The sequence below is a fragment of the Streptomyces sp. NPDC088745 genome, from assembly GCF_044751045.1.
GTDB classification, from domain to species: Bacteria; Actinomycetota; Actinomycetes; order Streptomycetales; family Streptomycetaceae; genus Streptomyces; species Streptomyces cremeus.
Map to the genome: position 1 here is coordinate 414527 of NZ_JBIVLB010000001.1, position 13089 is coordinate 427615.

Below are 13089 nucleotides of genomic sequence, written 5' to 3' on the forward strand. Positions count from 1 at the left end.
GTCACGCTGGTTACGATGAGATGATCTTGTTGTGGCTGGTGTGATCACGGCGTCGGAACCGTCCTGGATAGTCCCGTTCACTGGGCTGAGCCCGTACTGCTTCGGCAAGTTGGTGACCGTGGTACGCCGCGAGGTCCCGGACGAGCCGCGGCGAGGATGGCCGTGGACCCTGCCACTTGAGGGCCGGGTGTTACTCGTCGTGGCGTACTGGCGCACGAACTTGACGCTGCGACAGCTGGCCCCGCTTTTCGGCGTTTCCAAGTCGGCGGCCGACCGGATCATCGACCACCTTGGCCCCAAGCTCCCCGCGAGCTCCCCGCGTACGGGCAGTGCGCCGTCGCGTCCGCCCTGCGCAAGCTCACCACCGCCGGTCACCTGCGGCGATTCCGCGAAGCCCTGCACGGGCAGGACAACACCGTGCGGTGGGTGCAGCGCACGTACTTCTCGCGGACCGCCCGGCCCGACGCCTGGTGGCAGTCGTTGGTGCGGGGCGAGAGCACCGAGAGCGAGCCCGAACGGTCCGGCGATCCGGAGCGGCGGGCGTACGTCGCCCTCGCCCGGCTCTCGCACCGCGTACCGCAGTTGACGCTCTCCGACCACGCCTGCGAGGAGCTCGCCCCGTACGCCGCCGAGTGGTTCAGGCGCGGTGCTTCGGAGGACCGGCTGATGAACGCGCTCGGGCTGATCGTGCCGAAGGTGGTGCACAGCCCGTTCCGGTTCGTGCAGGCCAAGCTGCTGAGGGAGCTGCCGCCGCCGCTGCCCGCACCCCGGCAGGGCGTGCTGGTGATGGAGTGCGCCGAGTGCGGGGTCCCCGGTGCGCCCGCCGCGCTCCCCGGCGGGCTGTGCCGCCCCTGCCGCAGCGAGCCCCATGTGCGGGACCGGCGCGGGCTGCCCGCCGATGTCGTACGGGGGAAGGCCGCGCGCATCCGGCACGACCTGCCGAAGCGAGCGGACAGGACGCGGGACAGGACGGCGCGGCACGGCACCGCGAGGTGACCCGCTACGCGGCCCCGTAGCCGTGCTTGCGCCGTCGCAGGCCGGCCGCCGTGAGGCGGCGGACGATTTCCTTGCTGCCGACCTCCACGGCGCCGGCCGCGACGGCGTCCGCGTACCGCGCCTCCGGAACGTCGTAGTGGTCGCGCTCGAAGGCGCGCGGCGGGCAGCCGATGGACGCCGCGAAGGCGTGCAGCTCCTCGTACGACACGTCGCTGACCAGGTGCGACCAGAGGCGGCCGTGGCCGGGCCAGGTCGGCGGGTCTATGTAGACCGTCATGCCGGGGGCAGCTTCCCGACGGGGGCGACGGCGACGACCGCCTTGGTGCAGACCCAGTGCGGGTCGGGACCCAGCTCCGGTTCCACCTCCAGGGCGTGCGGGTCGCCCTCGTGGCAGACCGGGCACAGCGGCCAGCGGCCGTACTTCTCCAGCAGCGCGTCCTGCACGTCCTGGGCGATCAGGCCCGTGACGTACTCGGCCCCGTCGGGCCACTGCTCCACCCACCAGCGCCGGTGCACCACGGCGTCCTCGACGATCGACACGATGCCGGGGTCGGCGACGTCGCGGGCGGTCAGGTCGGCCATGACCTGGGCGCGGGCGGTGTGCAGGGACTGTTCCAGGGGGGTCATGGGTCCATTGTCGCGCGGCGGGGCCGAAGTTCCCGGGCGAGTGTGACCTCCGCACCGTTGACTCACCCCTTCGGTTGAAAATATCTTTCAGGCGTGAGCGACACAGTGAAGGAAAGTTCCAGTACGCCGGACGCGGTGCCCGCGGCGGCTTCGGCCGCGGAAGCGCCCCCCGCCCCCGCGGCCCTCGCCGCGAAGGTGCGGACCCTCGCGCCCTCCATGACCCGCTCCATGCAGCGCGTCGCCGAGGCCGTCGCCGGGGACCCCGCCGGGTGCGCCGCCCTCACCGTGACCGGGCTGGCCGAGCTCACCGGGACCAGCGAGGCCACCGTCGTACGCACCTCGCGGCTGCTCGGCTACCCCGGCTACCGGGACCTGCGCCTGGCCCTCGCCGGACTCGCCGCGCACCAGCAGTCGGGGCGCGCGCCCGCCGTCACCGCCGACATCGCCGTCGACGACCCGATCGCGGACGTCGTGGCGAAGCTCGCGCAGGACGAGCAGCAGACCCTCGCCGACACGGCGGCGGGCCTGGACACCGTCCAGCTCGGCGCCGCCGTCGGCGCGCTGGCCGCCGCCCGGCGCGTCGAGATCTACGGCGTCGGCGCGTCCGCCCTCGTCGGCATGGACCTCGCCCAGAAGCTCCAGCGGATCGGGCTGTTCGCCCACGCCCACAGCGACGCGCATCTCGCCGTCACCAACGCCGTCCTGCTCCGCGCCGGTGACGTCGCCATCGCCATCACCCACTCCGGGTCCACCGGCGACACCATCGAGCCGCTCCGCGTCGCCTTCGAGCACGGGGCGACGACGATCGCGGTCACCGGCCGCCCCGGCGGGCCCGTCGCCCAGTACGCCGACCACGTCCTGACCACTTCCACCGCCCGCGAGAGCGAACTGCGCCCCGCCGCCATGTCGAGCCGGACCAGTCAGCTCCTGGTCGTGGACTGCCTGTTCGTCGGCGTCGCCCAGCGCACGTACGACACGGCGGGCCCCGCGCTCTCCGCCTCGTACGAAGCACTCGCCCACCGCCACCACCCCCGCACCGCGCGACAAGGAACCCCCACCCCATGAACGCCACCCCGTACAGCGACCTGCGTGCCCAGCTCGACATCCTCACCACCGAGGCCTTCCGCCCCGAGCTCGCCGAGATCGACCAGCTCTCCACGCCCGAGCTGGCCGCGCTCATGAACAGCGAGGACGCGACCGTTCCGGCGGCCGTCGCCGCCGAGCTCCCCCGGATCGCCGCCGCCATCGACGCCATCGCCGAACGGATGGCCAGGGGCGGCCGGCTGGTCTACGCCGGCGCGGGCACGGCCGGACGCCTCGGGGTGCTCGACGCCTCCGAGTGCCCGCCCACCTTCAACACCGGCCCCGGCGAGGTCGTCGGCCTGATCGCGGGCGGCCCCTCCGCCCTGGTGAAGGCCGTGGAGGGGGCGGAGGACAGCAGGGAGCTGGCCGCCGCGGACCTCGACGCGCTGGAGCTGACGGGGGACGACACCGTCGTCGGGATCTCCGCCTCCGGCCGCACCCCGTACGCCGTCGGCGCCGTCGAGCACGCCCGCAGCCGCTGCGGAGCGCTCACCGTCGGCCTGTCCTGCAACGCGGACAGCCCGCTGGCGGCGGCCGCCGAGCACGGCATCGAGGTCGTCGTCGGGCCCGAACTCCTGACCGGCTCCACCCGGTTGAAGGCGGGCACGGCCCAGAAGCTCGTACTGAACATGATCTCGACGCTGGTCATGATCCGGCTCGGCAAGACGTACGGGAACCTGATGGTCGACGTCCGCGCCTCCAACGAGAAGCTGCGGGCCCGCTCGCGGCGCATCGTCGCGCTGGCCACCGGCGCGGACGACGCCGAGATCGAGGCCGCCCTCACCGCCGCCGACGGAGAGGTGAAGAACGCGATCCTCATCGTCCTCGGAGAGGTGGACGGCCCCACCGCCCGGACCCTGCTCAAGGAAGAGCACGGACACCTCCGCGCGGCCCTCAAGTCGGCCCGCGACACCGTCTGAACTCCCCTGCCCCCCGCACAGCAAGGCACCCCGCACCATGAGCACCGGCACCCCTGAGAACAAGAACCGCGCCACCGCCGCCGCGATCCTTCCGCTCGTCGGCGGCGCGGACAACGTCACCTCGGTCGCCCACTGCATGACCCGGCTCCGGCTGGGCCTGCGCGACCGCTCGCTCGTCCAGGACGACGCCCTGAAGGCGGTGCCCGCGGTCATGGGCGTGGTCGAGGACGACACGTACCAGATCGTGCTCGGGCCGGGCACGGTCGCCCGGGTCGCCCCCGAGTTCGAGGCCCTCGTCGAGGAGGACAGGTCCGCCTCCGCCGGCGCCCCGACCGCCGAGCAACTGGCCGCCGAGGGCGCCGCGCTGCGCGCCGCGCAGAAGGCGAGGAACGCAACCCCGTTCAAGCTCTTCCTGCGCCGCATCGCCAACATCTTCGTCCCGCTGATCCCCGCCCTCATCGGCTGCGGCATCATCGCCGGCCTCAACGGACTGCTCGTCAACCTGGGATGGCTCCCGGCCGTCACCCCCGCCCTCGCCTCCATCGCGTCCGGCTTCATGGCGCTGATCGCGGTGTTCGTCGGCTTCAACACGGCGAAGGAGTTCGGCGGCACGCCCATCCTGGGCGGTGCGGTCGCGGCGATCATCGTCTTCCCCGGCGTCGCGAAGATCGACGCGTTCGGCCAGACCCTCTCGCCCGGTCAGGGCGGCGTGCTCGGCGCGCTGGGCGCGGCGGTCCTCGCGGTCCACGTCGAGAAGTGGTGCCGCAGGTGGGTCCCGGAGTCCCTGGACGTCCTGGTCACCCCCACCCTCACCGTCCTCCTCTCCGGCCTGGTCACGATCTTCGGGCTGATGTTCGTCGCGGGCGAGGTCTCCACGGCCATCGGTACGGGCGCCAACTGGCTGCTCGACCACACCGGCGCCTTCGCGGGCCTGGTCCTCGGCGGGTTCTTCCTCCCCCTGGTCATGCTCGGCCTGCACCAGGCGCTGATCCCCATCCACACCACCCTCATCGAGCAGCAGGGCTTCACGGTCCTCCTGCCCATCCTGGCGATGGCGGGCGCGGGCCAGGTCGGCTGCGCGGCGGCGGTCTTCCTGCGCCTGAAGAACAACCACTCCCTGCGCGACACCATCAAGTCCGCGCTGCCCGCCGGAGTCCTGGGCGTGGGCGAGCCGCTCATCTACGGCGTCTCCCTCCCCCTGGGCCGCCCCTTCGTCACCGCCTGCGCGGGCGGCGCGGCGGGCGGGGCCTTCGTGGGGCTCTTCTCGATGCTGGGCGACAAGGTGGGCTCGACGGCCATCGGCCCGTCCGGCTGGGCGCTCTTCCCCCTCCTCCAGGGCAGCCGGGGCCTCGGCACGACGGCCGCGATCTACGCCGGCGGCCTGCTGGTCGGTTACGCCGTCGGGTTCCTGGCGACCTACTCCTTCGGCTTCACCAGGACGATGCTGGCGGAACTGAACGCCCCGGCGGCCGGTCAGGCCGCCGACCCCGAGCAGCCCGGGGACCCGGTCGCCGTCTGACGCTCAGCGCGGAAAGCGCGAGGTGTCCAGTTCCCCGCCGAAGGGCTCGGGCAACACCACCGGCTCTCCGAAGGGCACCCGGTCCATGTGCTTGTACGCGCCGTTGTGCGGCTCGGTGAACAGGGTGCTGGTCGGCCCGTGCTCGTCGAACCGGTCGATCAGGAGGTAGGCGGGGACGGGCGCGTGCGCGTACGCCCAGAGCTTCTTGGTCCGGTCGTCACGGGCGTTGCCCCGGGAGGTGATCTCCACGACGAGAAGCGCTTCGGCCGCGTCGAGAGGGTCGGTCACGTCCGGGTCGTCGTCCGCCACGAAGCGCTCAGGCATCACCACGAGGTCGGGGATGTAGAGCTTGTCGAGACGGGCGATGTGGACGCCGAGCGTCTGGAAGACCCCCATGTCCGCGGGAAGCACCCCGTAGAGGAACTTCTGGAGCTGATGGGCGATGGCGTTGTGGTGGCGGTGAGGCGGCGGTACCAAGACGATCCGTCCTTCGTCGATCTCGGCGCGCCAGCCCTCGGGCACATCCAGTCCGCGCCAGGTTCCCAGCAGGTAGTCCCACGGCCGGACGGTCTGCGGCTGATCGTGCTCAGCCATCGCAGCGGTCATCGCGGTTCCCTTCTCTCCTGGCCCGAGGACGATCCGACCCTAGGGCGACGAACGGGCGGGTACGTGCCACTCCGGCCAGCATCCCACGAAGGGGTGACCCCTGGCCCGTGCTGCCGCGGCCGCCCGGGAACGCCACCGGGGCGGCACCCCCGAAAGGGGTGCCGCCCCGGTGGACGTGCGTACGGGACCTGCCAGGGGGACTAGAAGTCCATGTCCCCGCCCGGCATGCCGCCCGGGGCGGCCGCGCCGGCCTTCTCGGGCTTGTCGGCGATGACGGCCTCGGTGGTGAGGAACAGCGCGGCGATGGAGGCGGCGTTCTGCAGGGCAGAGCGGGTCACCTTCGCCGGGTCGAGGATGCCCTCGGCGATCATGTCGACGTACTCACCGGTCGCGGCGTTCAGGCCGTGGCCGATCGGGAGGTTGCGGACCTTCTCCACGACGACGCCGCCCTCGAGGCCGCCGTTGACGGCGATCTGCTTGAGCGGGGCCTCCAGCGCGAGCTTCACGGCGTTGGCGCCGGTCGCCTCGTCGCCCGTGAGCTCCAGCTTCTCGAAGACCGCGGAGGCCTGGAGGAGGGCGACGCCACCACCGGCGACGATGCCCTCTTCGACGGCCGCCTTCGCGTTGCGGACGGCGTCCTCGATGCGGTGCTTGCGCTCCTTGAGCTCGACTTCGGTGGCGGCGCCGGCCTTGATGACGGCCACGCCGCCGGCCAGCTTCGCCAGGCGCTCCTGGAGCTTCTCGCGGTCGTAGTCCGAGTCGCTGTTCTCGATCTCGGCGCGGATCTGGTTCACGCGACCGGCGACCTGCTCGCTGTCACCGGCACCGTCGACGATGGTCGTCTCGTCCTTGGTGATGACGACCTTGCGGGCGCGGCCGAGGAGGTCCAGGCCCGCGTTCTCCAGCTTGAGGCCGACCTCTTCGGAGATGACCGTGCCGCCCGTGAGGATGGCGATGTCGTTCAGCATGGCCTTGCGGCGGTCGCCGAAGCCCGGGGCCTTGACGGCGACGGACTTGAAGGTGCCGCGGATCTTGTTGACGACCAGGGTGGAGAGCGCCTCGCCCTCGACGTCCTCGGCGATGATCAGCAGGGGCTTGCCCGACTGCATGACCTTCTCCAGCAGCGGAAGGAGGTCCTTCACGTTGCCGATCTTCGAGTTGACGATGAGGATGTACGGGTCGTCGAGCGCCGACTCCATGCGCTCCATGTCCGTCGCGAAGTACGCGGAGATGTAGCCCTTGTCGAAGCGCATGCCCTCGGTGAGCTCGAGCTCCAGGCCGAAGGTCTGCGACTCCTCGACCGTGATGACGCCTTCCTTGCCGACCTTGTCCATCGCCTCGGCGATGAGCTCGCCGATCTGGGTGTCGGCGGCGGAGATGGAGGCCGTCGAAGCGATCTGCTCCTTGGTCTCGACATCCTTCGCCTGCTCCAGGAGCGCGGCGGAGACGGCCTCGACGGCCTTCTCGATGCCACGCTTCAGGGCCATCGGGTTGGCGCCCGCGGCGACGTTGCGGAGACCCTCACGGACCAGCGCCTGCGCGAGGACGGTCGCGGTCGTCGTGCCGTCACCGGCGACGTCGTCCGTCTTCTTCGCGACCTCCTTGACGAGCTCGGCGCCGATCTTCTCGTACGGGTCCTCGAGCTCGATCTCCTTGGCGATGGAGACGCCGTCGTTGGTGATCGTGGGGGCGCCCCACTTCTTCTCAAGGACGACGTTCCGGCCCTTGGGGCCAAGGGTGACCTTGACGGCGTCGGCGAGCTGGTTCATGCCACGCTCGAGGCCGCGCCGGGCCTCCTCGTCGAACGCGATGATCTTGGCCATGTGAAGTGGTCCTCCCAGGACTGGGGTGGATTTCTCCGGACCGTACGATTCGGCGCCCGCGACGGACGGCCTCGCGATGCCCGGGATTCCTTACCCCGACACCACTCGGCCTCACCGAACCTGGTCCAAGTTCTGTCACTCTCACGGGGAGAGTGCTAACGCCAATGATTAGCACTCGACCCATGCGAGTGCAAGCGGATACCACAGATCGCGGGAAGCGCAGCAGGTCGTGGGCCGGACGTGCGACGGGACCCGCGGCCGGGGCGCGACGGGATGCACGGCCGGGGCGCGACGGAGCCCGCGAGGGGCGCGCGGCCGGAGTGCGCCCGGACGCACCTGGGGCCCGTACCCCGGTGACGGAGTGCGGGCCCTAGGTGTGTGAGTGCTGGTGAAGTCGCTGAGTAGTGCGTCGGTGGCCGATCGCGCCGAGATCAGACGGCGAGCTTGACCATGTCCGCCTGCGGACCCTTCTGGCCCTGCGAGATCTCGAACTCGACTCGCTGACCCTCTTCAAGGGTGCGGTAGCCGTCCATCTGGATCGCGCTGTAGTGGACGAAAACATCCGCACCACCGTCGACCGCGATGAAGCCGTACCCCTTCTCCGCGTTGAACCACTTGACGGTGCCCTGAGCCATGCCTAACTCCCCTATTACTGGCCCTTGCGCGGGGCCGCACTTCGCGACCCCGGGTCAGACCCCACCCGCCGACAGGATCGCGGTGGGCGTGCGCCGTAGCGCGTCGACCGCGGCTGAATGTATCCGCCCAACTGCCCTCTGCAACAGGTCAATTGGACGAGAATTCTGGGCACGCCCGAACGCCCGGAACGGTCAACTCTCGCGTTTCCGGGGCAAGTCGGGCCGGACATAGCGTGTGCATCGGCGGCAAAACGCTCGGGCACACGGGCCGCATCTTGTCGCCTTCTCATATGCGCGGGGCATGGGCGGCGACCGGGGCTTCCCCCACTCTACCCCTTTCAACCCTGCAGAATTGCCCCCTCCGCTTGTGTGCGGAGGGGGCAACAGGGGTCGGTGCGGAGCGCGTTGGGGCGTGCGGACGCCCCCACGGCAGGGGCGGCGGTCAGCCGCCGGCGACGGCCGGGATGATCGAGACGCCGGCGCCGTCCGGGGTGGCCGTCTCAAGGCCGCTCTCGAAGCGGACGTCGTCGTCGTTCACGTACACGTTCACGAAGCGGCGCAGCTTGCCCTGGTCGTCCAGGACGCGCGCGGCGATGCCCGTGTGGTTCTTCTCCAGGTCGGCGATGACCTCGGCGAGGGTCGCCCCCTCGGCGGCCACCTCGGCCTCGCCGCCCGTGTACGTGCGCAGGATGGTGGGGATGCGGACCTTGACGCTCATGGTGTTCAGCCTTTCCAGTACGGGGGAATTCAGCGTGCCAGGCCGGCGTCGCGGAACGCGTCCAGGCTCGGGCGGATGGTCGCGGAGGGGCCGGTGGTGGGGGCCACCGCGTCCAGCGTCTTGAGGCCGTCGCCGGTGTTGAGGACGACGGTGGTGAGGGCGGGGTCCAGCAGGCCGGCCTCGATGAGCTTCTTCGTCACGCCGACGGTCACGCCGCCCGCGGTCTCCGCGAAGATGCCCTCGGTGCGGGCCAGCAGCTTGATGGCGTCCACGACCTGCTCGTCGTTGACGTCCTCGACCGCGCCGCCGGTGCGCCGGGCGATGTCCAGGACGTACGGGCCGTCCGCCGGGTTGCCGATGGCGAGCGACTTGGCGATCGTGTCCGGCTTCTGGGGGCGGACCACGTCGTGCCCCGCCTTGAAGGCCGTCGACACCGGCGAGCAGCCCTCCGCCTGGGCGCCGAAGATCTTGTACGGCCTGTCCTCGACCAGACCCAGCCTGATCAGCTCCTGCAAGCCCTTGTCGATCTTGGTGAGCTGGGAGCCCGAGGCGATCGGGATGACGATCTGGTCCGGCAGCCGCCAGCCGAGCTGCTCGCAGATCTCGTACGCGAGCGTCTTGGAGCCCTCGCCGTAGTACGGGCGCAGGTTGACGTTGACGAAGCCCCAGCCCTCGCCGAGCGGGTCGCCGATCAGCTCGGAGCAGAAGCGGTTCACGTCGTCGTAGTTGCCCTCGATGCCGACCAGCTCGCCCCCGTACACGGCGGCCATGACGACCTTGCCCTGCTCCAGGTCGTGCGGGATGAACACGCAGGAGCGGAAGCCGGCCCGGGCGGCGGCCGCGCCGACGGCGCCCGCCAGGTTGCCGGTGGAGGAGCAGGAGAGGGTCGTGAAGCCGAAGGCGCGGGCGGCCTCGACGGCGATCGCGACGACGCGGTCCTTGAAGGAGTGGGTCGGGTTCCCGGAGTCGTCCTTGACGAACAGGCCGCCGGTGACGCCCAGTTCACGGGCCAGGTTGTCCGCCTTGACCAGCTTCGTGAAGCCGGGGTTCAGGCTGGGCTTCTCGGCGACGTCGGCCGGGACGGGCAGGAGGGGGGCGTAGCGCCAGATGTTGTTCGGACCGGCCTCGATGCGCTTGCGCAGCTCCTCCGCGTCACCGGCGGGCAGGTCGTAGGCGACTTCCAGCGGGCCGAAACACAGCCGGCAGGCGAAGATCGGGCCGAGCTCGAAGCGCTCCGAGCACTCGCGGCAGGAGAGGGCGGCGGCGGGGCCGAGGTCGACGGTCTGCGGAGCGGCTTCGGTGGTCTGCACAGCCATGATGGCGAGGTCCTTTCCTCATCTTCCCCGCGACGACTTTCGTCGCGAGACGGAATTGGCACCTTCCCGACCTGACCTCGCGGTCGGCCGGGGGGTTGCCGGGACTTCAACGGGCCGTTTCCCTCTGTCCCTCTGGATGAGCGCTATGACGCCGGCGCCGCGCGGACGGCCGGGTGTTTGTGTGCGGAGGACCCCGACATGCACAGGTCGTCCGCGTTGTTCAAGACTGTAACCGAACCCCCGGACGGGTGTGCCAGACGTCCGGAGCGCGAGATGGATCACAGGAACGACCACAGGGACGGGAGTGGAGCGGCGTGCTGGAAGAGGTGGAGCGCTGGCTTGGGGCGCGGTCCTGGTCGGCCGCCGACCGCCCGCCGGAACTGCTGCTCGCCGCCAAGGCCGCCCAGGGGCTGAGCGTCAGCGTGGTCCTGCCCGCCCTGAACGAGGAGGCGACGGTCGGCGAGATCGTGGCCACGATCCGCCGGGACCTGATGGGCCCCGCGTTCCCCCTGGTGGACGAGCTGGTGGTGATCGACTCCGGTTCCACCGACCGCACCGCGAAGGCGGCGGCCGGGGCGGGCGCCCGGGTGGTGCACCGGGACGCGATCCTGCCGCGCCTGACGCCGCTGCCCGGCAAGGGCGAGGTCCTGTGGCGCTCACTCCTGGTCACCACCGGGGACGTCGTCTGCTTCGTGGACGCGGACCTGAGGGACTTCGACGCCTCGTTCGTCTCCGGGGTCGTCGGCCCGCTGCTCACCGACCCGGCCGTCGACTTCGTGAAGGCCACCTACGACCGCCCGCTCGACGGCGCGGCGGGCCAGGGCGGCCGGGTCACCGAGCTGATGGCCCGCCCGCTGCTCAACCTGCACTGGCCCCGGCTGGCCGGCTTCGTCCAGCCCCTGGGCGGCGAGTACGCGGCCCGCCGCTCGCTGCTCGAGCGGCTGCCCTTCCCGGTCGGTTACGGGGTCGAGCTCGGCCTGCTCATCGACGCCCTGCACACGGTGGGCCTGGACGCGCTGGCCCAGGTGGACGTGGGGGTGCGCGTCCACCGCCACCAGGACGGCCAGGCGCTGGGCCGGATGGCCGCCGCGATCTACCGCACCGCCCAACTGCGCCTCTCCCGGGGGCATTTGATCCGCCCCTCCCTCACCCAGTTCGAGCGGGTCGGCGCGCGTTTCGTGCCGCGCACCCACCCCGTGGACACCGAGGAGCGCCCGCCGATGCGGGAGATCGCGGAGTACGCGGCACGTCACGCCGCGTGACGCCCCCGGTCCGGGGCGGGCTCCGCACGGACCGTGACCGGCCGGACGCGTCGCGTCGGCACGGCCGCACGCACGTTTGAGGGGAATCCTTACCGGCTAGGTTTCGCCACATGACTTCCCCGTACGACGCTGAGCAGCCCCCGCCGGTCCAGGCCGAGATCCTCGTCGCCTCCAACAGGGGCCCGGTGACCTACTCCCTCGGTGAGGACGGCGAGCTGACCGCCAGGCGCGGCGGCGGCGGGCTGGTCTCCGGCCTGTCCGCGATCGGTCCGGACGCCGACGCGCTGTGGGTGTGCTCGGCGCTCGGCGAGGGCGACCGGGAGGCGGTGCGGCGCGGGGTCGGCGAGCCGGGCGTACGGATGCTGGACATCGACGCGGACACGCACGCCGACGCGTACAACGGCATCTCGAACTCGGTGCTGTGGTTCGTCCACCACCTGCTCTACCAGACCCCGCTGGAGCCGGTCTTCGACGCGGAGTTCCGCCGCCAGTGGGCGGCGTACGAGACGTACAACCGGGCCTTCGCGCAGGCGCTCGCGGAGTCCGCGGCCCCGGCGGCGACGGTCCTCGTCCAGGACTACCACCTGTGCCTGGTGCCCGGCATGCTCCGGGAGCTGCGCCCCGACCTGCGCATCGGCCACTTCTCGCACACCCCGTGGGCCCCGGTGGACTACTTCCGCCTCCTCCCCGACGACATCGCCGAGCAGCTCCTGCGCGGCGTCCTCGGCGCGGACCGGGCGGCCTTCCTGACCCGGCGCTGGGCGGACGCGTTCACGCAGTGCGCGCTGAGCGTGCTGGGCGAGGAGGCGCTCGACGGCAAGCGGATCGGGGTGCACGGGCTCGGCGCGGACGCGGACTTCCTGCGGGAGCGGGCGCACCGGGACGACGTGGCGGAGCGGCTGACGGCGCTGCGCGAGCAGGTCGGCGGCTCCGGCCGGCGCACGATCGTGCGCGTCGACCGCACCGAGCTGTCCAAGAACATCGTGCGCGGCCTGCTGGCGTACGAGCACCTGCTCCGGACCCGCCCGGAGTGGCGCGAACGGGTGGTGCACATCGCGTTCGCCTACCCCTCCCGGCAGGACCTGGCGGTGTACCGCGAGTACACGCAGGAGGTGCAGCGGGTCGCGGACGACATCAACGCGACGTACGGCACCCCGTCCTGGACCCCGGTCGTCCTGCACGTGAAGGACGACTTCGCGCGCTCCCTGGCCGCGTACCGCCTCGCGGACGTGGCGCTGGTCAACCCCATCCGGGACGGCATGAACCTGGTCGCCAAGGAGATCCCGGTGGTCTCCGACGAGGGCTGCGCGCTGGTGCTCTCGCGGGAGGCGGGGGCGTACGAGGAGCTGGGCGAGGACGCGGTCGTGGTGAACCCGTACGACGTGGTGGGCACGGCGGATGCGCTGCACGAGGCGCTGTCGATGGAACCCGGGGAGCGCGCCGAGCGGACCAAGCGGCTCGCGGCGGCGGCGACGGCGCTGCCGCCCGCGCGGTGGTTCCTGGACCAGCTCGAGGCGCTGCGCGCCTAGGAACGGCCGAAGGCCCGGAACCCCTGTGCGGGGTTCCGGGCCTTCGGCGTACCTC

General features: G+C 71.5%; 13 protein-coding genes, 1 pseudogene and 1 riboswitch. Of the genes and pseudogenes, 7 read left to right on the forward strand and 7 right to left on the reverse strand.

Annotated features, from left to right (window positions below; all coding sequences use genetic code 11):
* Positions 1-31 precede the first annotated feature (31 nt).
* Both ACIP93_RS01790 and ACIP93_RS01795 read left to right on the forward strand, forming a co-directional pair.
* Positions 32-322 (forward strand): annotated as a pseudogene (locus tag ACIP93_RS01790) (transposase family protein); the annotation flags it as partial.
* Between the two features lie 104 nt (positions 323-426).
* Positions 427-996, forward strand: a complete 570-nt coding sequence (locus ACIP93_RS01795) for a hypothetical protein (RefSeq protein ID WP_401754566.1) — start codon at positions 427-429, stop codon at positions 994-996.
* Between the two features lie 4 nt (positions 997-1000).
* On the opposite strand, the gene ACIP93_RS01800 is transcribed toward ACIP93_RS01795, so the two are convergent.
* The gene (locus ACIP93_RS01800; protein ID WP_401754569.1) at positions 1001-1273 is read right to left on the reverse strand and encodes a DUF4031 domain-containing protein; all 273 of its coding nucleotides are present in this window, start codon (positions 1271-1273) and stop codon (positions 1001-1003) included.
* The gene (locus ACIP93_RS01805) at positions 1270-1623 is read right to left on the reverse strand and encodes a hypothetical protein (RefSeq protein WP_345221587.1); all 354 of its coding nucleotides are present in this window, start codon (positions 1621-1623) and stop codon (positions 1270-1272) included. The genes ACIP93_RS01800 and ACIP93_RS01805 overlap by 4 nt, the downstream gene beginning before the upstream one ends.
* Before the next feature lie 135 nt (positions 1624-1758).
* Between ACIP93_RS01805 and ACIP93_RS01810 the strand changes: the two genes are divergently transcribed.
* From ACIP93_RS01810 to ACIP93_RS01820, 3 genes are read left to right on the forward strand one after another with little or no spacing between them, the layout of a single operon-like run.
* On the forward strand, positions 1759-2688 hold the full coding sequence (locus tag ACIP93_RS01810; RefSeq protein ID WP_401755624.1) for a MurR/RpiR family transcriptional regulator: 930 nt from the start codon (positions 1759-1761) through the stop codon (positions 2686-2688).
* Complete coding sequence (gene murQ, locus ACIP93_RS01815) at positions 2685-3626, forward strand: N-acetylmuramic acid 6-phosphate etherase (RefSeq protein ID WP_401754572.1); 942 nt, start codon at positions 2685-2687, stop codon at positions 3624-3626. The genes ACIP93_RS01810 and murQ overlap by 4 nt, the downstream gene beginning before the upstream one ends.
* A 37-nt stretch (positions 3627-3663) precedes the next feature.
* Complete coding sequence (locus tag ACIP93_RS01820) at positions 3664-5145, forward strand: PTS transporter subunit EIIC (protein ID WP_401754575.1); 1482 nt, start codon at positions 3664-3666, stop codon at positions 5143-5145.
* Between the two features lie 3 nt (positions 5146-5148).
* Here the strand turns inward: ACIP93_RS01820 and ACIP93_RS01825 are convergent, their stop codons facing one another.
* The 5 genes from ACIP93_RS01825 to thrC all read right to left on the reverse strand — a co-directional run bounded on the left by ACIP93_RS01825 (position 5149) and on the right by thrC (position 10243).
* A complete protein-coding gene (locus ACIP93_RS01825; protein WP_345221579.1) occupies positions 5149-5751 on the reverse strand; it encodes a Uma2 family endonuclease in 603 nt (200 codons plus the stop codon).
* Positions 5752-5951: 200 nt separating this feature from the next.
* Positions 5952-7574, reverse strand: coding sequence for a chaperonin GroEL (groL, locus tag ACIP93_RS01830; protein ID WP_345221576.1), 1623 nt, complete (start codon positions 7572-7574; stop codon positions 5952-5954).
* A gap of 431 nt (positions 7575-8005) precedes the next feature.
* Positions 8006-8209, reverse strand: coding sequence for a cold-shock protein (locus tag ACIP93_RS01835; protein ID WP_005315736.1), 204 nt, complete (start codon positions 8207-8209; stop codon positions 8006-8008).
* A gap of 442 nt (positions 8210-8651) precedes the next feature.
* Entirely contained in the window at positions 8652-8927 is a 276-nt protein-coding gene (locus tag ACIP93_RS01840) for a MoaD/ThiS family protein (protein ID WP_189822116.1), read from the reverse strand.
* A gap of 29 nt (positions 8928-8956) precedes the next feature.
* Positions 8957-10243: a threonine synthase gene (thrC, locus tag ACIP93_RS01845; protein WP_345221570.1), complete on the reverse strand. Its 1287-nt coding sequence runs from the start codon at positions 10241-10243 to the stop codon at positions 8957-8959.
* Between the two features lie 15 nt (positions 10244-10258).
* Positions 10259-10386, reverse strand: a riboswitch (SAM riboswitch).
* A 171-nt stretch (positions 10387-10557) separates the two neighbouring features.
* Between thrC and ACIP93_RS01850 the strand changes: the two genes are divergently transcribed.
* Positions 10558-11505 (forward strand): glucosyl-3-phosphoglycerate synthase, encoded by a 948-nt coding sequence (locus tag ACIP93_RS01850; RefSeq protein WP_345221568.1) that lies wholly within the window; start codon positions 10558-10560, stop codon positions 11503-11505.
* Positions 11506-11615: 110 nt separating this feature from the next.
* Complete coding sequence (locus ACIP93_RS01855) at positions 11616-13034, forward strand: trehalose-6-phosphate synthase (protein WP_401754581.1); 1419 nt, start codon at positions 11616-11618, stop codon at positions 13032-13034.
* Positions 13035-13089 lie beyond the last annotated feature (55 nt).